Here is a 20,650-nt window from a genome sequence, read left to right as displayed (position 1 = left end):
AAGATTAGCAACAAATTACTTATTAATAACCTTTTTACCGCGGTAAAAACCATCAGCAGTCACATTGTGACGTAGATGTAATTCACCGCTAGTCGCGTCTACTGATAATTGAGCAGTACCCAATGCATCATGTGAACGGCGCATGCCGCGCTTTGAACGTGATTTTTTATTCTGTTGTACAGCCATTTGACTTGTCTCCTAGATTACTTGCTCTTCAGTTTTTCTAACACTGCAAACGGATTTGGACGCTCCTCTTGAGAGGGCTCGATTTCGCCTACAGCTATGTCACTTGTTCCTAAATTGCAATCAGCATTCTGATGCATAGGAATAATTGGCATAGCGATTATCAATTCATCTTCAATCAACTGATGTAGACGAACTTCACCAATTTCATTGCACTCAATCGGCTCATACGCATCCGGGAGCTCATCGATTTCTTCTTTAGTCTTACACGGACTAAAAGAGAACTCGACCGTAACCTTTGTGGTATATGGTGTCATGCAACGTTGACATAGCAGAGTGAGCTCCGTCACAGCCTTCCCCTTAAGGTAGACTATCCCCTGAATATCGACGCCACATTCTAATGACACTGTCACATCGGAACAATCGCCAGCACATAATTCGTTTAATCGCTTATTCTGTTTACTAGGCACAGTGCCTTCATAACGAAGACCGCTGGTCGAAGCTCGAATAGGATCAATTGATACTGGTATCTTTACTGTTTGCATAAGGCGCGCATATTATAGTTTGAAAACGCTAGAGTCAAAGAAAATTTATTCAAATTGTGGTTAATTGCTTAACCCGTGATATTGAATGATTTACTAAAACGCCAACATAAAAATTGAACGAAGCGAAATTTTACCTGTGACCGTTAGCGATCACAAGCGCGATCCGACTAAATTTACTGCATTTAAACCTAATTTTGACTTATTATAGGCATAAATATCTAAATACTTGAAACACCCACAATGACAACCAAAATCATCTTGGCTTCAACCTCTGTTTACCGTCAGCAGATATTGCAAAAATTACAGTTACCTTTTGAGTGTATTTCGCCCAATATTGATGAAACGCCACTAACAAATGAAAATGCATCATCATTGGTATTACGCCTAGCACAAGAAAAAGCTAAAGCCGGCGTCGCTTTATATCAAGCTGAACATGTAAATTCCGTCGCTTGTCCCCCTGCCATTGTGATTGGTTCTGATCAGGTTGCCGTGATCGATAATCAAATTATTGGTAAACCCCACACAGCTGAAAAAGCGATCAAACAACTGCAACAAGCCTCAGGAAAAGCCATTACTTTTTATACTGGCTTAAGTGTTGTCCATAGCCAAACTCAACAAGCAATGAGTTTAATTGACCCCTTTACTGTGCACTTTAGAGAATTAACTACTGCAGAAATCTGCCGTTATGTTGAATTAGAGCAACCTTTATATTGTGCTGGTAGCTTTAAAGCTGAAGGCTTAGGGATTGCACTGTTTGAAAAGCTACAAGGAGATGACCCAAATACACTCATTGGTTTACCGTTAATCAAATTAATCACAATGCTTAAACAATTTGATGTCAATGTGTTATAGCTTGGTGGCCGTTATCGGGTAAGTCACTGGTTGTAAGGGGAGCAAAGTGTATATCTATAATAAGGTGATTTAATGGAGCTATGTGAGACAACATTAGAACGATAAAGCGCCAAACATATTAATGCTTTAATAACCTCACTTCTAACCTCACTTCTTCTGCCCCATCGCAAACATACGCTAAGAACGAAAAAGCCGATGAATAATTCATCGGCTAATCATCAACAAAAATGATTGAAAGCTAAGTTAATATTTAATGAAAGCAGCAATAGCACAGCTCATTTATCAAAACGACTAATGTTTATAAGTGCATTAGCATTTCAGCTGGGCTATCAACCGTGACAGTCGGGTGTTGCGTCAATAAGTCTTGTAAACTATGCGCGCCATAAGTTACACCGATGCTATCGACACCAGCATTATTAGCCATTGCGATATCTAACTTTGAGTCACCAATCATTATGGCCTGTTCAGGTGCAATGTTTAATTGAGCTAACAAAGATGTGATCATCGACGGATGTGGTTTAGATGCCGCTTCATCAGCAGAGCGCGTCGCACTAAAATATTTACTGAACCCCGTTTCATTTAATAGGCGATCTAATCCTTCTCTGCGTTTACCTGTTGCTACAGCTAAAATTTTACCCGACTGTTGTAGTTGATTTAATAAAGACTCTACACCATCAAATAGTGGCGTAGGAGTTAAATTAAGATGCAAATAATGATTTTTATATGCAGCAAGCAACGTATCATAATTATCTTCAAAATCAGGAAACAGCTGTTCCATTGCTGGTAAAATCGATAAACCGATAATATCACGCACTTGCAGCTCACTCGGAATTGGCAGTTTCAGCTCAAGCGCCACACTTTGCATACAGTCAACTATTTTGCCGATGGTATCCATTAAGGTGCCATCCCAGTCAAAAATAACTAACTTATACTGCTTCATCTTTTGCTTCCTCATTTACGCTTTTTTCAATTTATCTAATGTGGCAACCAATATGTCATCTAACGGCGCTTTTACGATGCGAGTGGTGTCATCTTCAGGATGAGTAAATTTAAGTTCTGCGGCATGCAAAAATAACCGATTCAAACCTATCGATTTCATGCTGTCGTCAAATTGTTGGGTACTGTATTTATCATCACAAGCAATCGCATGGCCAGTATATTGGGTATGGACACGTATTTGATGCGTACGTCCAGTAACCGGACTTGCTTTAACTAGCGTAGCTCCTTGGTAACGCTGCATAATTTTAAAGCGAGTTTCAGACTCTTTACCTTCTTTATTCACTCTTACAATGCGCTCGCCCGATTTTAGGGTGATTTTTAATAAAGGTGCTTTAACGACTTTATCTTTTGCTTGCCAATCACCACGGACTAACGCCAGATAATCTTTTTGCATTGTCTTGCTGCGCAATTGCTCATGCAAATGCTTTAACGCACTGCGTTTTTTAGCTATCAGTAAAACACCAGATGTGTCGCGGTCAAGGCGATGAACAAGCTCTAAAAACTTCTGTTGTGGTCGTAATGAACGTAAGCCTTCAATCACACCAAAATTTACCCCGCTGCCACCATGCACAGCAATACCAGCAGGTTTATTGAGAACAATAATATGCTTATCTTCATGAATGATGCGTTCTTCAAGTTGTGACACTTGGGCTAATTTTGGTGACGGTGCAGTACGATAATCTTTTTCTGCCATTCTAACCGGGGGAATTCTAACGATATCGCCAATTTGCAGTTTGTATTCTGGTTTTATGCGTTTTTTATTAACCCTAACTTCGCCTTTACGAACAATTCGATAGATCATGCTCTTTGGCACGCCTTTTAATTTAGTTAGGAGAAAATTGTCTATGCGTTGTTCAAAATGATCTTCATCGATGGTGACGAGCTGAACTTTAGGTGTGATTTCTGTTTTCATGATATGCCATACTGTGATTACCGCGCCATTGTAACGTATCTTTTAGACTAATTGATAGAATAAGAATCGGTAGTTTTGATTGCTGATTTATATGTTTGTTGTTATATTTGCGCTCAGGTTAAGGATAAACAGTGGATAAAGTGTTCACAAATCCCCCGCCTCGCGATGAATAACCCATAAAACAAGTTTACTTTGTCGGTAGCAAACCATTGATTTGCAAACTGTAAAAATTTAGATATAGCCTTTTGTGCTATTACAGTTAAACCGTAAGTAACCACTAATTTTCCTTAGGTTTTATTGGCTAAAGTCGCCCCAAATCGAACCATATTTTAGCTTGTCATCAAACAACTCGATTCGACTAGGGCATTCACGGAATAGATAATTAATTTATGGGGTTCGTTGATAAACGGATTCCTTGTTTTTGTAGTAATTAAAAAATAAGCCATAAATAGGATGCGACACGCAGCGACTGCGTCTTACAGCAATGCGCACCTCACCGCCTGATACCAGCCGCGAAGGCTCTACCCATATTCAGGCCCGTAATGCAAAAAATCGACTGTTTGGTGACCATTATTAGAAGAATGATGTCATCATGAAACGCATGTTAATCAATGCAACTCAATCAGAAGAGTTGCGTGTTGCCCTAGTAGATGGGCAACAACTTTATGATCTAGATATTGAAAGCCCAGGTCATGAACAAAAGAAATCAAATATTTACAAAGGTAAAATTACCCGCGTAGAACCTTCATTAGAAGCTGCATTTGTTGACTATGGTGCTGAACGCCACGGTTTTCTTCCTTTAAAAGAAATTGCTCGAGAGTATTTTCCAAAAGGATACTCTTTCCAAGGCCGCCCGAATATCAAGGAAGTGGTGTCTGAAGGACAAGAAGTTATCGTTCAAATTGATAAAGAAGAACGTGGCAACAAAGGCGCAGCACTTACGACCTTTATTTCTCTTGCGGGCTCTTATTTAGTATTAATGCCAAATAACCCGCGTGCAGGTGGAATTTCACGCCGTATTGAAGGCGATGAACGCACTGAACTAAAAGCTGCAATGGCTGAACTTGAAATCCCACACGGTATGGGCTTAATTGTTCGTACTGCAGGTGTAGGTAAAGAAGCTAATGAATTAAAGTGGGACTTAAAAGTTCTGCAACGTCATTGGGATGCCATTCTAGAAGCCGCTGGCAGCAAACCAGCCCCATTCTTAATCCATCAAGAAAGTAATGTCATTGTTCGCGCTATTCGCGATTATTTACGCCGAGATGTAGGAGAGATTTTAATAGATCACCCGCGCATTTATGAAGAAGCGAAACTACACATTGGTTTAGTACGTCCTGATTTTGTCGAGCGAGTTAAACGCTATGAATCAGAAGTCCCTTTATTTACTCACTTCCAAATTGAATCGCAAATTGAATCTGCATTCCAACGTGAAGTGCGTCTGCCTTCTGGTGGCTCAATTGTTATTGACCCTACAGAAGCGCTAACTTCGATTGATATTAACTCTGCCCGAGCAACAAAAGGCGGAGATATTGAAGAAACAGCATTAAATACTAACCTTGAAGCTGCAGATGAAATTGCCCGTCAATTACGTCTTCGCGATTTAGGTGGTCTAGTTGTTATCGACTTTATCGATATGTCACCAGTAAGACATCAGCGTGAAGTCGAAAACCGTATGCGCGATGCTGTTCATAGTGACCGAGCTCGTGTCCAACTTGGACGCATATCGCGCTTTGGGTTGATGGAAATGTCTCGCCAACGCTTACGCCCTTCACTTGAAGAGTCTGCTGGTCATTTATGTCCACGTTGTCACGGACAAGGCACAATTAGAGGCACAGAGTCTCTTGCATTATCAATTTTGCGTTTAATGGAAGAAGAAGCCATTAAAGAAAACACCAAGCAAATTGAAGCTGTTGTACCTGTTGATGTTGCAGCATTCTTACTTAATGAAAAACGCAAAGCGATTCGCATTACAGAAGAACGTCACAACGTTGAAGTCTATATTATTCCAGATAGAAACATGGAGACACCTGAATACCGTGTTGTGCGACGTAAAACTGATGATGAAGTCTCTGAAACCAGCTATAAACGCGTTGAAGAACCCGCCTCAACCTTATATGAGCCCCGCAAATTAGAACGCGTTGCTGCGCCTGAACCTGCAATTAAAGGCTTCGGCGCACCTAAAAAAGCGCTTGAAGCAACAACGAAACCAGCTGCCAAAGCAACTGCAGAAAAGCCTGGTTTGTTAAGTCGTATTTTCACTGCTATCGGCTCTTTCTTCTCAACGGAAGAAACAACAGAGCAAAGCAAAAAAGACAACGCAGCTAACAAGCAAAAAAATGGTCAACAAAATCGTCGTAATCGCCGTAATGACCGTAATGACCGTAATGACCGTCCAGACAACCGTAATGATAAGCGACGCAAACGTAATGACGGTGAATCTATTAAAGATTCAACCGACACACGCTCGCGCAATAAAAACAATGACCGTAACAAGTCATCTCGTGATTTAGATGAAAATGCAAAACGTGCTAAACCATCTGCTGACAAAGCGCCACGTACCAACAAAGATAAACGTGACACTAACGTTGAGAAAACACCGAAGCAAGAAGCTGCACGTGAACGTCGCCAACGTCGTAACATGCGCAGAAAAGTGCGTATTGAAAACGAAACTGCTGAAAAACAAAATGTCGCGTTAGCTACAGAAGAAGTACAGGTCGAAGCAACAGCGAAACCTGTTAATGCTGAAGCAGTGAAAGACAAGAAAAACCCAGAAGCGAAACCGGCTCGTAGTCGTCGCCAGCCTCGCAAAGATCGTCAAGAGCAAAGCAAACCAGCTCAAACTAAAGAAACGGTCACCACAGCTGAAATTGAACAAGCACCGGTTGAAACCGTCACTCCTGCTGCAGTAACACCTACAACCGAAGCACCGACAATGGAAGTGACTGCAACCGCCAGTGTTGTGAAAGAAGATGTCGCCCCAGAAGTTGTTGTTGAAGCTCCGCAAGTTGTTTCCGCTCCTGAAACAGCAGAAGCAGCTCCTGCAGCGCAAGTAAATGAAGCTGATAGTGCTGAAGAAGGTAAACGCGAAGGACAACGTCGTAGCCGCCGCAGCCCTCGCCACCTTCGAGCTGCAGGTCAACGTCGTCGCCGTGATGACGATGATACTAACCAAGCTGCTGTCTTCACACCCGTTGATGAGTTAGAAAAACAGTTAAATGCTGAAGCGAATGTTTCTGTCACAACAGAAGCGGCCGCAACGACTAGCGATGTTCAAGCGACAACGCCAGTAACTGAAACCGCCAATGCGACTGCAACAACAGAACCAATGGAAGCTGAGCCAGTGAAAGCTGAAGTGACAACTGAGCCAACACCAACTGCAGTGATAACTGAAGTGAAGGTTGCAGCTGTTACAGCAGAAGTTAAACCTCAGCCAACACGAGAAGAAGCTCCAATAGCCGTTCAAGAAGCCACACCGGTTGCTAAAGTAGAAAAGGCAATTGAAAAGGCAGAAAAACCGACGGCTAATCAAGCATCAACTAGTGCTGCCAAACCTAAGCAAGTAAGCTCAGGTTCAAATGCATCTGCGCCTATGGCAAAACCTGCTGCCATCATGCCACCCGTTGCGCCAACAGTCACGACTGAACCTAAGGCTACTGTTAAAGCTGCAGTTGCAAAGCCTAAAGCTGCAAGCCGCTTTGGTTCAATGGTGGGGTCTGATACAACTAAGCCTAAAGTTGAAGTTCGCCAGCAGCAACAAACACCACAAGGTAAAGTTTATGCAGCCTCAACAGAAGCCAGCAAGCCTAAAACGGCAAAAGCTGATAGCGCCTCTTCAGGAATGGTTCGCCCTGGCGAATAACCGCTAGCAATGCAAAAAAGCCACGCGATGCGTGGCTTTTTTATGGCTTAGATCCAACCGATAAACATTAACAACAATCATTTAATCATGTTTAACTTTGCTAAATATATATTCCATTTTTCAACACTTATTTGTTTAATAAATGTTTAGTGATTTGCGATTTTTTGTTAACATGCTCACAAATTTCAACAATATATATTAAATTATTTCAGAGGTTCAATGTTCGATCTCCTTCGCCATAAAACAAGCAGTAGCAAAGCCGATATTTTGTCGGGATTAACAGTGGCACTAGCCCTAATCCCCGAAGCTGTGGCTTTTGCATTTGTCGCCCACGTAGAACCAATGGTGGGATTATATGCCGCCTTTATTATGGGGTTAATTACCGCATTAATTGGTGGCAGACCTGGAATGATTTCTGGCGCAACTGGGGCAATGGCTGTTGTCATGGTGTCTTTAGTTGTCGAACATGGTGTTGAGTATTTATTTGCCGCGGTGGTGTTAGCTGGGGGGATTCAGATTTTAGCGGGTGTATGTAAACTCGGTAAGTTTATTCGAATCGTGCCCTATCCGGTGATGATAGGCTTTGTGAATGGCTTAGCGATTGTTATCTTCTTGGCACAACTTGGACAATTTAAAGTCAAGGATGGTGCAGGCAACATGGTTTGGATGGAATCAACACCATTAATGCTTATGTTGGGTTTAATCGCACTCACAATGGCCATTATTCATTTTCTACCTAAGTTAACCACGGCAATTCCATCTTCTTTGGTGGCAATTTTGACGGTAACGGGCATTGTCGTGGGATTCGACCTAGACACTCGCAATGTATTAGATTTCCTTAAAACCATGAGTGGTGACGAAGCCGCCACAATCGCAGGCACATTACCTTCATTCTCAATTCCGAGTGTGCCATTTAATTTTGAAACCTTATATATCATTTTACCTTATGCCTGCATTTTAGCAGCGGTTGGCTTAATTGAGTCTTTATTAACGCTGACGGTTATTGATGAAATGACCAACAGCCGCGGTAAAGGTAATAAGGAATGTGTTGGCCAAGGTGTGGGTAACATTACCAGTGGTTTCTTTGGTGCAATGGGTGGCTGTGCAATGATTGGCCAATCAATGATCAACATTAATTCTGGTGGTCGAGGGCGTCTATCAGGTATCACTGCTGCATTAGCGCTATTAGCCTTTATTTTATTTGGCGCCGCATTCATTGAAATTATCCCTTTAGCGGCACTTGTCGGTGTGATGTTTATTGTTGTATTAGGGACTTTTGAATGGGCCAGCTTTAAAGTGATGCGAAAAGTACCTAAACACGATGCTTTTGTGATTGTATTAGTGACGACGGTGACTGTGTTTACTGATTTAGCATTTGCCGTATTTGTGGGTGTTATTGTATCTGCATTAGTATTTGCGTGGGAACATGCGAAACACATTAATGTGGAGACTTCAGTCGATGCAAATGGCTGGAAAATTTATCGATTAAATGGACCGTTATTCTTTGGTTCAGCAGCGAGTTTTTTAGAACTATTCACAGCAAAAGATGATCCACAAGATGTCATTATTGATTTTCAAAACTCACGAGTGGCAGATCACTCAGCCCTTGATGCGATAGATACTTTAGCTGAACGTTATGTTAATGCAGGAAAGACCTTGCATTTAAGGCACTTGAGCCAAGATTGCCAAGCCTTATTACACAAAGCGGGTAATTTAGTTGAAGTTAATTTAATTGAAGATCCATCTTACAAAGTGGCAGATGATAAGCTTGATTAATATTGCTATTACTTAAGCTATAAACCTAAACAGCGCGATTCAACATCGCGCTGTTTTATTTCAAGCTAGTAAGTGTGTCATTTGCAATTAATGACCAGCTAACTTCACTTACCCTTGTTCGATACGGTCAACTCTCAACTCAGTAGGATGAAACGGTTAACACCAATAGCAGTCAACTTATTCACCTTAATTTTTATCCCATTATCAACAAGTAACGTGAAACAATAAGGTAATCTAAGTTGCACTTTGCGATTTTAATGCTTGGGCAAACAACTGCTTAATTTTGTCCACTTTTGGCCGCACCACAAATTGACAATATGGTTGCTGTTGGTTATTAGCATAGTAATTGTCATGATTTGCTTCTGCTGGATAAAACCGTTCATAAGCGGTTACTTGAGTAACAATTGGCGTATCAAAAACACATTGTTGAGTTAACGCATCAATACAAGTTTTCACGGCTTCGGCTTGTTGTTGGTCGTGTACAAAAATGGCTGAGCGATATTGCGGGCCGACATCGTTGCCTTGTCGGTTTAGTGTGGTTGGGTCGTGCGCACTAAAGAATACCGCTAATAAGGTTTCATATGTGATGATGCTCGCATCAAAGCTGACTTGTACCACCTCTACATGAGCGGTTATGCCCTGGCATACAGCATGGTAATTAGCATCATCTGCATTGCCGCCGCTATAACCTGATGACACAGCCTCGACACCATTTAATTGACTAAAAACGGCTTCTAAGCACCAAAAACACCCCCCGCCGAAGGTGGCCAATGCTAATGTCACAGCGCGGTCATCATCATTAACCTCTTGTTTCGTCGCCTTAAATGTCATCGAAATTGAGTTAACGCAATGCCTAATATTATTAACGGTAAGCTGCTCGCCTTCAAAGACATGGCCTAAATGAGCATCACAATGGCTACAAGTAATTTCAGTTCGTGAACCATCAAGATCAGGTACACGCGTTACTGCGCTATTAATTTCATTGTCAAACGCAGGCCAACCGCAATGTGCGACAAACTTATGCTCACTTAAGTACAGCGGTGCATCGCATTTTTTACAATGATAAACCCCTGCTGCATTATGGTCGTTATATTCCCCAGAATACGGCCGCTCAGTGCCCTTTTGTTCAATGACAAACTTTTCAAATTCAGACAGTATTTTCATTGGCGACTTCCCTTTAACGTCATTGAAGCTGATATAAGCATGTTTTAATTGTAATCATATTACCAATACTCACCACTAAAAAACCAATACGCTAAAAATAGATAAAGTGATTAAACGCGAGTAACATAATTTACTGTAGCGGTTGTTATGCAGCGTCCGAAAAGCAGACTGCGGTGTTGTTTAATACAAAATTAAATTAAACACTGCTAAGAAGGTATTTCAAAAGCGGTCATTTTAACTTAAAATAAAATCAACGTTATAGACCAACAAATCGCCATATCAGGCGCTTTTTTTATGTATTTAATCATTGAACAAGGTAGAATACGCATTCGATTTTTGAGTGATTAAAAAGGCAATATCATGGCTATTCAGTGGTTCCCAGGACACATGCACAAAGCACGTAAAGAGATTGAAAAGGCAATGCCTCAAGTCGATCTTGTTATTGAAGTGCTCGATGCGCGCATTCCTTATAGCAGTGAAAATCCAATGATTAAAGAGCTACGTGGCGATCGCCCGTGCATTAAATTACTCAACAAATCTGATTTAGCAGACCCTGGGGTTACTGAACAGTGGATTGAATACCTTGAACAAGAACAAGGAGTAAAAGCTTCTGCTATCACCACTTTACAACCGGGAATGGTTAAGCGTATTCCTGATATATGCCGCAAATTAGTTCCGCATCGTGATGTCACTGAAAAAGATATTCGCACCATGATTATGGGAATCCCTAATGTGGGTAAATCAACCATTATCAATACCTTGGCAGGTCGTGTCATTGCCAAAACCGGTAATGAACCCGCTGTAACTAAAAACCAGCAACGGATTAACTTACGTAATGGGATTGTGCTATCTGACACGCCAGGTATTTTATGGCCAAAGGTGGACAATGAAGCCAGCAGTTATCGCCTTGCAGTCACCGGCGCGATAAAAGACACCGCAATGGAATACGATGATGTGGCGATGTTTGCTGCCGATTATTTTTTAACGGCTTATCCTGAAGAAATTATGGCGCGTTATAAATTAAAATCATTGCCAGAATCTGACATAGAATTACTAGAAGCTATTGGTCGTTCTCGCGGCGCGTTAAGCCAAGGTGGACGCATTGACTATCATAAAGTGTCTGAATTGCTGCTTCACGAATACCGCTCTGGTAAAGTTGGGTTACTCACCTTAGAAACCCCAAAAATGGCCGAAGCAGAGAAACAGAAAGTTGCTGAGGCACTTGCGGCAAAAGAAGCCATCAAGCAAGAGAAATTAGCACAAGAGAAATTAAAGCATTCAGGCAAACGCCACAGTTAGTTTATAATTGCTTAATCTAATGTCCTGCACGCACTTTAAAGTCAGCAGCTTGCTGAAATTAATGATAGCGCTGCATATTAATGCCGGCGTGAGTTGACAGCTTCAACTACGCCGGATTTATGAATGAAAATGTTGACTTAAATTAACCGTTTTAGGTAGGCACTCATCAGTTAATTGTCTGTCTTTACTTCCGCTTTACCATACATTCGAGCTTAGCTAATTCACTCAGACTGGTTTCTAATAAGTCCAGTACATATTCAAAGCCATCGCCTTGTCCGTAATAAGGATCGGGAACTTCACTTTCTCCAGTATCGGCAAACGACAACATCATTTGTAATTTATGTTGTTGATGTGAAGGACACAGCTTTATTAAATCAGCCATATTGGCATTATCTGCCGCGAGAATAAGGTCAAAGCGTTCAAAGTCTTCTGCAACAATTTGTCGGGCTAACATATTATCAAAATTTAATCCCCGCTTCTGGCCCGCTGCAATAGCACGCGGATCAGGGCGGTTACCTTGGTGGTAGGCAATTGTCCCAGCTGAATCAATGCGTAAATTCAATTTCAACTGCTGTGCTTGTTGACGAAAAACGGCTTCAGCCGTCGGAGAGCGGCAGATATTGCCCATACAAACAAATAATACCGAGTTGATAACAGCTGTCATACAACTTCCTTTTTATACTTATGAATAACTAATAATGCAGCACCCTTATACTAACGCATTTAGTTTTAGATACACTCTGAATACCAACGACAAAGTTCATTATAGTGAGTTTCTAACGCGTTTAAATCGGGCAAATCTTGGCATACCTGACTGAGTTAAGCCTGAATATTCATAGGTAATTAGCTGGCCAATACGCGGAGGGTTTTCCCGCAAAGCATCCGTTAAACCAGAACCTAATAAAATAATTTTCCCGTCGGCATGCTTTACCACCAACGCCCCGACTTTGCCGACATACTTCCCCTTGCCTTTGGTGTAACCTATCACTCTGGCTTCATCATCATATTTTGGTTTCAATTTGACAATATGAGGACTGCGTCCAACGCTGTAATGTGCATCTTGATGATGCAGCATTAATCCTTCACCGCCGTGTGCAACTACTTTATCAAAGTAATCAAATAGACCATCACGATCAGTAAATTGGCGCTGCGTAATCGCCTTAACATTGGGGCTGTGTTGACTAATTTGTTGCAAGTATTGATAACGAGACTTAAAAGGCAGTGGCATATTCGGCGCATCAAAGAGCATAAATTTTACCTGTCGCCATCGCTCTTGCGAGCTTTGTTTGGTTCTAACTAATGCTGAAATTTCCTCAAACTGGCCACGACCAAGCCATAATTCACCTTCAACCGCTTTATTTGGCAGTTGCGCAATAAACCAAGCTGGCGCAGCAATGACATTGCCATTACGGGTAAGCAACTGTTTTGTGTCCCAGTAACCTCTTACTCCATCAAGTTTCTCACTCACCAAATAATGCTCAATTTCAATACCATCTTGATAATGTTTAGCTAATTGGAGCGGCAACGGCTTAGCACTTAAACCACCACTGATTAGCAATAACACACAGCAAAATGTCATTAAATTTTTTATACAGTTCCTCATCTGCAGCACTCCTTGCTTGTTGATAAGATGTAAACGGTGGCATAATGCGAGCATACATTATGCCATCGACTTAGTTGAAAATATTTAAATATGAAGCCAGTAAATAACGTTGGAATTAAACGAATTATTCGGGCCACAGGCTTTTCATTAAACGGGATTAAAGCCGCTTGGATTAATGAAGCAGCGTTCAGACAAGAATCTGTATTAGCGCTTATCTTGCTACCCCTCGCTATGTTAATGCCTGTGAGTGTAGTCGAGAAAATATTACTGTGCTTAACGGTATTGTTAGTATTAATTGTTGAATTAATTAACTCAGCAATTGAGGCTGTCGTCGACAGGATTAGTAGTGAGCAGCACCCATTAAGTGGCCAAGCAAAAGATACCGCCTCTGCTGCGGTGTTCCTCAGTTTAATCGTTTGCGGCATCACTTGGGCGAGCATATTATTCCCACTTGTCAGCGCATATTTGTAAGAAGCATGCAGTCGTTGTCAACGTAAAATAATTTATCTTCTAGCTGCGCTTATCGCCCACGGCGGTTATCAACAAACAATTAACATCCCCCCCAAAATCCATCCCATGAAACGGATTGATATCCTTACTTACAATGGCTGCCATAGGGCGTCAATAAATCAAAATGTGTCAGCTTTTTATCTTATGATTTGCGCCTCAGCCGAGCTTTGAAATCAGACAAACTTAAACCGTCAGTATAAATAGGTAAAAAGATGATTTAACTCATACTTAAGCACAACAAATACTTCACATTTAGCGCTAAAGTGCTAGTATCTTTGTTGTTGCATTTTTACTCATAGTTAACAATCATTTGATCAATTAGTATTGGGATTAATAAATATTCAACAACACGTTGCTGATAACAATAAAAATAAATGAGCTAATACAAACCATGCTGAAAGCCGTTATTACATTTTTATCTTTATGTTTGCTGTCTACATGCGTACAAGCAGGCACGACTGCCAAAGATAAATTCACTATCAAAGTTGGCGCTTTTTACGCCAACTCTGATTCATATATGAATGTAACCGACCCGACAAATGGTGGGATTTACCCATTAGATTTTGAAGACGATTTACTTTTAGACGAAGAACAATTCCTGCCCTTTTTTGAATTTTCCTGGCACTTTAATGACCGCCACCATGTTTATGCTGATTGGAAGTCATTACATCGCACCGCAGACACCCCTTATATTGAGAACAGTTGGGTATTTACTAATCCTAATGATGACAAAACCTATATCGTAGAAACTGGCGCCCAGTTAAAAACAACCTTAGATATCGATATCATGCGCATAGGTTATGGTTATGACATTATTCAAGATGACGACTTTACTGTCGGCGTTTCTATTGGTTTGCATACCATGTTTATCAAAACGGCTTTTGAAGGCACAATTGGTTTATGTGGGCAAGAATTGATGGCTAGCTCAGCTTGCACAGATATTGTTGCAACACCACAAGTGATTGATGAAAGCATTACCGCGCCACTTCCAGACTTTGGCGTGTACGGCAGTTTTGAATTTTTCACTGATTGGACACTTGCCGCTCACGCACAATACTTTGCAATTTCTTACGATGATGTTGAAGGCGCTTTAATTGACATACGCGCCTCGGTAGAAGCAATGATTTGTGAAAATTGGTATTTAACGCTGGGATATAATTACTACGAAGTTGATGTGGATTATGCTCAAAAAGTCGCTTACGACACCAATGACTTCCACATTGCAGATTATAACTTAAACTACAGTTTTACTGGCCCAATGTTCAGCCTAATGTATGAGTTTTAATCTTAGTTTTATGTACTCATTGCTCTACTCATAACACATGGCTTGTGCTTCAAATTATCTCACTTATTTAAACAACAGATGCGTTTATGCCGCGTTGATAATAGCGCACAACACTTAAATTATTACGCACTTTGTCACCTACGCTTTTATTTATATTCTTAACCAGCTACCTAACGCTGATTTTTTAGCGTTAAAATGAACAATATTTAAAAGATAAAAAGACTAACAATCTGTCATTATTCGTTTTTTACATCGTTTGAAAGTATCTATTTGTTCAACGCAACCATGCAAATACGACATAAATTGCTATATTTAAGCATCGCTTTATGTATTTGTGTTTCATACATGCTAGGTGGAAATATTAATGCCCATTACACTTCTTAAAACTGCTGCTGCTAACCTAAAAAAAGCCGTCCCGTTGATGCTTAAGTATAAAATACCTACAACCCCCACAAATTATGCTTTATGGTATGCCTATGTCGGGGAGCAAAACCCAGCTTTAAATCAAGAACTTGACCAAGCAATAAAACAAAATCAAAGTTACTCGCCAATCACTAGCGAATTGTTGTTTCGTAAGCATGTATCAGACCCTGCTGAAGTTGATGTTCGCTCAATGCGCCAAAATTTAGATGCCATGATTGTTGAGTTATCCCAATCATTAAAAGACACCAACGCTGACACCCAAGTTTTCCAAGATAACATTGATAAAGACTTTTCTAAGTTAAGTGAACTGGAAACCAGTGGCTTCTCATTAGATCAAATTATTGCTGTAGTGAGAAATATCGTTAAAGAATCGAGCAATATTCGCTCAAGTACCGTCAGTTTTACTGAGCAATTACTTAAAGCGCAAACCGAAATTGAAACGCTAAAAAATCGCTTAGCTGAATCAGAAAAAGACGTCTTATTCGACAGCCTGACCAATGTATTAAACCGCCGCGCATTTGATGATGATTTTGACAGCATGATTGCTCACCAACAATTGCCTTGCAGCTTAATCATGATTGATATCGATCATTTTAAAAACTTCAACGACACCTTTGGACATCAACTTGGTGATTTAGTCTTAAAAACCGTTGCTAAACGCGTACAAGAAGCTTGTAGAGATGGGGCAAAATTATATCGAATTGGTGGCGAAGAATTTGCCATTATTTCGCCTAATTGCCCATTGAGAGTTGCCAGACAACTTGCTGAAGGGATCCGCCGAGCGGTTGAAAAACTGTCAGTTAAAGATAGACGCTCAGATAAAGTCATTGATTCCATCACCGCATCATTTGGGGTATACGAAGCAAAACCCAAAGAAAGCGTTGCCCAAGTTATCAGCGCAGCAGATAAGTTACTTTATGAAGCTAAAAGGCTTGGCCGTAATCGCGTAATGCCAATTGCTAACTGATAAACACGGTAAATTAACGCCTACAACAGTGCATGATTGAACTATTGTAGGCGTGAGTAATCATCCTCTCCTAGCTAATTACTCACGCGTACCCTCAACATCATCTTGTATATAAATACGTCTTTTGTCAGTGAGTGACACTTCTTTTTAGTGCAATAAGTTTATTTCAAATCAGTTGTTAACTGCGGCCATAAGTTAATTAGCGGCAATGGCAGCATGTATTGCTCCAAGTTTTAGGGTCACGCGGCGATCAAAAAAGTCACTTTCAACATTCTGTGCTTCATAGAGTACAGCTGTGGCATCATAAGCTTGCCCTTGTAAACGCTATTGCGAACTCCTTGAGATTCTATGTAGTTTTTAACTTCAACTAAGCGTTGCTCAGACAAAGCTTGGTTATAGCCACTATCACCTCTTCTGTCGGCATATCCTGTTAAATCAAGGGTTAATTCTGGTGAGATATTCATCATATAAGCCACATTATCTAACTGACCTTGAAAGATAGATTCTATTTAGCTTGAGCCAGTTTTAAATTGTACGTTCATACCTAAACTTAATTCATCTAAAATTTGCTGTTGCGTTGCTTTAATATCCACTAATTATTGCTCAGCCTGAGCATAATCATCAGTCATTTTTGTTAACGATTGATTTTTCTTTCGCATCGCAAATAAATGGCACTTTTATGTTCAAGCCTTGTTTGTTGCTCAGTTAATAATGTCTGTTGCAAAGTTAACTGCGACTTATCACCAACAGATTTGCCAATATAGCGCCGGCATTGTCAAGTAATATGGATAATCAAATCTTTGAATCTATGGTATCTATTCGCTCACAAAGTAGCGGCACTAAACCACATGTAGGCTTAGGTTTGTATATTGCGCGTCTAATTTATCGTTTTCATGATGGCGACATCAAAGCAGAAAACGTAATTATCGATAATTTATCTGGAGTTGAACTATGCGTCAGCTTACCGTTAACAGATAAACCTTTATTTTAGCCATCTAGATGTTAAGATAGCTAAAACCTATCGCATTCATAGCATTATTAACGTGCAGTTTTTGCGCACTCACAGAACAGGAGCACGCCGCCCATGAGTAACAAGGATCAATTAGCGACCCAAATTGTCAGCACAGGTCGAGACAAAAAATACACCAAAGGCATCATTAATCCGCCTGTTTTTCGAGCTTCTACGGTTGTATTTAATACCATGGATGAAATGCGCTACGCCATTAAAAACAAAACCAATGGCGAAATGTTTTATGGTCGCCGAGGTACGCCAACCCACTTCGCATTTCAGCAAGCCATTAGTGAGCTTGAAGGAGGCTTTGGTACTGCGCTGTATCCATCTGGCGCGGGGGCAATCAGCGGGGCATTGTTGTCATTTTTATCTCAAGGCGACCACTTATTAATGGTTGACTCTGTTTACGAGCCAACCCGAGATTTATGTGACAAATTACTTGCCGGTTACGGCGTAGAAACCACGTATTATGACCCTCTCATTGGCGCAGACATCAGCAAGCTAATTCGCCCTAATACCAAGGTCATTTTCCTTGAGTCTCCTGGTTCTATCACTATGGAAATTCAAGATGTACCCGCTATTTGTCGTATTGCAAAGCAGCACAATATTATCACCATGCTTGATAACACATGGGCATCACCAATTAATTGCCGCCCATTTGAAATGGGAATAGATATTTCAATTCAGGCGGCGACTAAATATATTGTTGGTCATTCTGATGTCATGATTGGCACTGCCACCGCCAATGAGACACATTGGCCGCGTTTACGTGAACACAGCTACTTAATGGGATTAACAACCTCGCCTGACGATGTTTACCTTGCTAACCGTGGCCTGCGTACCCTTGGGGTTCGTCTTGCTCAGCATAATAAAAATGCCTTAAAAGTGGCTAATTGGTTGGCTAATCGCCCTGAAGTTGATCATGTGCGTCACCCCGCTTTTGACACTTGTCCTGGCCATGAATTTTTTGAACGCGACTTTATCAGCGGTAATGGTTTATTTTCGTTTGTGCTTAAACAAGGCAACTTAGCGTCTGTAACAGCCTTTGTTGAAGATATGAAACATTTCAAAATGGGTTTTTCATGGGGGGGCTTTGAAAGTTTAGTTTTGGGTTATTTTGGTTTAGATAAAATCCGCACTGCAACCCATTGGGATAGCAGTAAGCCGTTAATTCGCCTGCATATTGGTTTAGAAGATACCGATGATTTAATAGCAGATCTTGAGCAAGCATTTGCCCGTTTTAATTCCAAGCTAAACGCCAATACGAAGTAATACGAATTTGTGCCTGTTTTAGCAATGGCCCGTAACAATATTTAAATTAACGTCATGGCTTTACCCGCTCACAAATGAAAACCTTATATGGTTAAAGGGTTAAGCAACAAAAAAGGCTTTGCTGAAACAGCAAAGCCTTTTTTACGCTTTCAATACTGTTATGCCACCATTAATCAGTCATTAATTGATGAATTAATTAACAGCCGATTTTTTATCGATATAGGCCTGTGTTCCCCACAATGGCACTGTTGATAAACTGTGTTTATAGCTGCCTGAGGTTTCTTTAGTTGAGTAAGAAACATACATTAACGTTTGATTTTCAGCATCAAAAATACGTCGTACTTTCATGGTTTTAAAGAATATACTTTTGGATTTTTTAAATACCACTTCACCCGAACTACTTTTGTCAATTGCCGCTATCATGTCTTTGGTAATTGCACCGGTTTGACGACATGAAATAGATGAATCTGATGGGTCAGATAAATCTAAATTCGCTTCAATACTGGCAACATGACAAGTTACTCCGGTGACAATAGGGTCATTCATTTGGTTAAGCTTAATATCTTTGGTGGTAAATAAACCTAAGCTGACATCGCCAACTTCATCACCGCAGCCTGTTAGCCCAAATGCGATGGCACAAACTGCTGCAACAGTAAGTTTGGTTAATTTCATTATTTCTATCCTTTTAAATTTACCTTGAGATTGGCATATTCATGCTTTTACTTGCACTAACTATCTTCGCATATCATCAATGTACGACCATAATAAAGATTGATCACTTCCAAACTCACTTTTGGACAAAAGCTTGTTAGAGCATTCACTTGTTCGAAGGGGTTTCGGGTTAGAGAAAGTATGGAAATATAGTAATTAGCGCCCCGCTCTGCTGCCACTTGTTAAATTTATGCTTATTTTCAGTCGCTTGAACAATTAATTGCTTGACCAGTTTTATATGCCTTACTGAAAAAAGGGAGCAACCTGTCGATAACTTGCACAATATATTTGTAATCATTTTCAGAAACAACTTCTGATCTAAGCGCAATCAGCTCATGAACGAGATCGTTAGATTGATGAGGCTCAATACGTGGATCATCGTAGAACCTTTGAAAGATTAAGTTTAGCTGAGGAAAACTTTCATCCCGAGCAGTGAGATCAAACATTCCTTCCTCATAATGTTCGATCGATGCCCTCTCATCCTTGATATATAGATCGAATGCCATATCTCTCCCAAAATTTAACGCCGCCATAAAAGGCGAGTAACTTGTTGCGAGTCCAGCGCTGTAAGCTCGGTTTTTAATGGCTTTGTTATATGCCTACTGAAACCAGAGCACATACCCAAGACCTATAGCACACAGCAATGTGACAACTGAAAAGATACCCAATAGAATTGTGAGGATACCTAATTCAGGAGAAACCTCTAAATCAAGTTTATCTCTAATATTGAAGACGTCTTCACGGGTGATAGTGGATAAGTACGCACCTACCGAGAAAAAGACAAAGAGCCCAATGCTCATTAGCCATGGTAAATACAACGCTAGCTTGGCGTCCGATATTTCTGTTTTAGTAAAGTAGAACGAAAGCATTGCACCTGATACCGCAAAGTACATGGTCATTAATTTGATCAGCATATCCAAGTAGAACTTGTACGTAGTGATATGTTGATCGTATTGCTTCCACAATATTTCAGTTTCGTTCATAACTATCCTTAGGCATATAGACATAATGACTCCCCACCAAGGTGCTGCTCTCCATTTCATCGTGGGTTAGTTGGAAGCCAGAACCATAATAGTTTTGTCAAATAAACTAAAAATGGAGATCAGCAATAAACAACAAATTGTAATAGACCAATCTGAGAATTAACTTAATAATGAATAATATGGCCACCCATTCCAGTTGGTCAAATATTCAACGCTGAAATAGGCTTTATTTACCCTTATTAAACGGTATTTGAAGATGGCTAGACCAAGACAAACCCTCGTGAGTTTAGA

At 40.6% G+C, this 20,650-nt stretch carries 20 protein-coding genes; 9 read left to right on the top strand and 11 right to left on the bottom strand.

The features are described 5' to 3' along the window. Positions 1-15: 15 nt before the first annotated feature. Together rpmF and yceD are read right to left on the bottom strand one after the other, a co-directional pair. Positions 16-186: a 50S ribosomal protein L32 gene (rpmF, locus tag G3R48_RS07170; protein WP_153663821.1), complete on the bottom strand. Its 171-nt coding sequence runs from the start codon at positions 184-186 to the stop codon at positions 16-18. Positions 187-203: 17 nt separating this feature from the next. Beyond that, on the bottom strand, positions 204-728 hold the full coding sequence (gene yceD, locus G3R48_RS07165) for a 23S rRNA accumulation protein YceD (protein WP_153663823.1): 525 nt from the start codon (positions 726-728) through the stop codon (positions 204-206). 240 nt (positions 729-968) lie between these two features. Here yceD and G3R48_RS07160 point away from each other — a divergent pair, with 240 nt between their 5' ends. Further along, a complete protein-coding gene (locus tag G3R48_RS07160) occupies positions 969-1,580 on the top strand; it encodes a Maf family protein (protein ID WP_153663825.1) in 612 nt (203 codons plus the stop codon). 298 nt (positions 1,581-1,878) lie between these two features. Here the strand turns inward: G3R48_RS07160 and G3R48_RS07155 are convergent, their stop codons facing one another. After that, a complete protein-coding gene (locus G3R48_RS07155) occupies positions 1,879-2,520 on the bottom strand; it encodes an HAD family hydrolase (RefSeq protein WP_153663827.1) in 642 nt (213 codons plus the stop codon). 15 nt (positions 2,521-2,535) lie between these two features. Then, positions 2,536-3,492 carry a 23S rRNA pseudouridine(955/2504/2580) synthase RluC gene (rluC, locus tag G3R48_RS07150; protein WP_153663829.1) on the bottom strand — a complete coding sequence of 319 codons (957 nt, stop codon included), beginning with the start codon at positions 3,490-3,492 and terminating at the stop codon, positions 2,536-2,538. A 592-nt stretch (positions 3,493-4,084) separates the two neighbouring features. Here rluC and rne point away from each other — a divergent pair. Beyond that, positions 4,085-7,354: a ribonuclease E gene (rne, locus tag G3R48_RS07145; protein WP_153663831.1), complete on the top strand. Its 3,270-nt coding sequence runs from the start codon at positions 4,085-4,087 to the stop codon at positions 7,352-7,354. Between the two features lie 219 nt (positions 7,355-7,573). After that, a complete protein-coding gene (locus tag G3R48_RS07140) occupies positions 7,574-9,130 on the top strand; it encodes a SulP family inorganic anion transporter (RefSeq protein WP_153663833.1) in 1,557 nt (518 codons plus the stop codon). A 234-nt stretch (positions 9,131-9,364) separates the two neighbouring features. Here G3R48_RS07140 and G3R48_RS07135 read toward each other — a convergent pair whose 3' ends face one another. Then, on the bottom strand, positions 9,365-10,294 hold the full coding sequence (locus tag G3R48_RS07135; protein ID WP_153663835.1) for a bifunctional methionine sulfoxide reductase B/A protein: 930 nt from the start codon (positions 10,292-10,294) through the stop codon (positions 9,365-9,367). Positions 10,295-10,654: 360 nt separating this feature from the next. Between G3R48_RS07135 and ylqF the strand changes: the two genes are divergently transcribed. Further along, positions 10,655-11,593, top strand: a complete 939-nt coding sequence (ylqF, locus tag G3R48_RS07130) for a ribosome biogenesis GTPase YlqF (protein WP_153663837.1) — start codon at positions 10,655-10,657, stop codon at positions 11,591-11,593. A 184-nt stretch (positions 11,594-11,777) separates the two neighbouring features. Here ylqF and G3R48_RS07125 read toward each other — a convergent pair whose 3' ends face one another. Beyond that, a complete protein-coding gene (locus tag G3R48_RS07125; protein WP_153663839.1) occupies positions 11,778-12,257 on the bottom strand; it encodes a low molecular weight protein-tyrosine-phosphatase in 480 nt (159 codons plus the stop codon). A gap of 99 nt (positions 12,258-12,356) precedes the next feature. Then, positions 12,357-13,172: a DNA ligase gene (locus tag G3R48_RS07120; protein ID WP_153663841.1), complete on the bottom strand. Its 816-nt coding sequence runs from the start codon at positions 13,170-13,172 to the stop codon at positions 12,357-12,359. Positions 13,173-13,286: 114 nt separating this feature from the next. On the opposite strand from G3R48_RS07120, the gene G3R48_RS07115 reads away from it, so the two are divergent. From G3R48_RS07115 to G3R48_RS07105, 3 genes are all read left to right on the top strand, one after another. Next, positions 13,287-13,667 (top strand): diacylglycerol kinase, encoded by a 381-nt coding sequence (locus G3R48_RS07115; protein WP_153663843.1) that lies wholly within the window; start codon positions 13,287-13,289, stop codon positions 13,665-13,667. Positions 13,668-14,097: 430 nt separating this feature from the next. Then, positions 14,098-14,991 carry a hypothetical protein gene (locus tag G3R48_RS07110; protein ID WP_153663845.1) on the top strand — a complete coding sequence of 298 codons (894 nt, stop codon included), beginning with the start codon at positions 14,098-14,100 and terminating at the stop codon, positions 14,989-14,991. Between the two features lie 364 nt (positions 14,992-15,355). Then, positions 15,356-16,381 carry a GGDEF domain-containing protein gene (locus G3R48_RS07105; RefSeq protein WP_153663847.1) on the top strand — a complete coding sequence of 342 codons (1,026 nt, stop codon included), beginning with the start codon at positions 15,356-15,358 and terminating at the stop codon, positions 16,379-16,381. 239 nt (positions 16,382-16,620) lie between these two features. On the opposite strand, the gene G3R48_RS07100 is transcribed toward G3R48_RS07105, so the two are convergent. Then, the gene (locus G3R48_RS07100; RefSeq protein ID WP_380713657.1) at positions 16,621-16,857 is read right to left on the bottom strand and encodes an OmpA family protein; all 237 of its coding nucleotides are present in this window, start codon (positions 16,855-16,857) and stop codon (positions 16,621-16,623) included. A 308-nt stretch (positions 16,858-17,165) separates the two neighbouring features. Here G3R48_RS07100 and G3R48_RS07095 point away from each other — a divergent pair, with 308 nt between their 5' ends. Both G3R48_RS07095 and G3R48_RS07090 read left to right on the top strand, forming a co-directional pair. Then, entirely contained in the window at positions 17,166-17,372 is a 207-nt protein-coding gene (locus tag G3R48_RS07095) for a histidine kinase (RefSeq protein WP_153663851.1), read from the top strand. Positions 17,373-17,465: 93 nt separating this feature from the next. Then, complete coding sequence (locus G3R48_RS07090; protein ID WP_153663853.1) at positions 17,466-18,665, top strand: cystathionine beta-lyase; 1,200 nt, start codon at positions 17,466-17,468, stop codon at positions 18,663-18,665. 192 nt (positions 18,666-18,857) lie between these two features. Here G3R48_RS07090 and G3R48_RS07085 read toward each other — a convergent pair whose 3' ends face one another. The 3 genes from G3R48_RS07085 to G3R48_RS07075 form a co-directional block, all read right to left on the bottom strand. Beyond that, complete coding sequence (locus G3R48_RS07085; protein WP_153663855.1) at positions 18,858-19,337, bottom strand: CreA family protein; 480 nt, start codon at positions 19,335-19,337, stop codon at positions 18,858-18,860. Positions 19,338-19,576: 239 nt separating this feature from the next. Continuing rightward, entirely contained in the window at positions 19,577-19,882 is a 306-nt protein-coding gene (locus tag G3R48_RS07080) for a hypothetical protein (protein WP_153663857.1), read from the bottom strand. A 93-nt stretch (positions 19,883-19,975) separates the two neighbouring features. Beyond that, entirely contained in the window at positions 19,976-20,359 is a 384-nt protein-coding gene (locus tag G3R48_RS07075; RefSeq protein WP_153663859.1) for a hypothetical protein, read from the bottom strand. Positions 20,360-20,650: the final 291 nt, after the last annotated feature.

The sequence above is a fragment of the Shewanella intestini genome, from assembly GCF_018221465.1.
In the GTDB taxonomy this organism is placed as follows: domain Bacteria; phylum Pseudomonadota; class Gammaproteobacteria; order Enterobacterales; family Shewanellaceae; genus Shewanella; species Shewanella intestini.
This window is presented reverse-complemented; position numbering and strand designations above follow the sequence as displayed.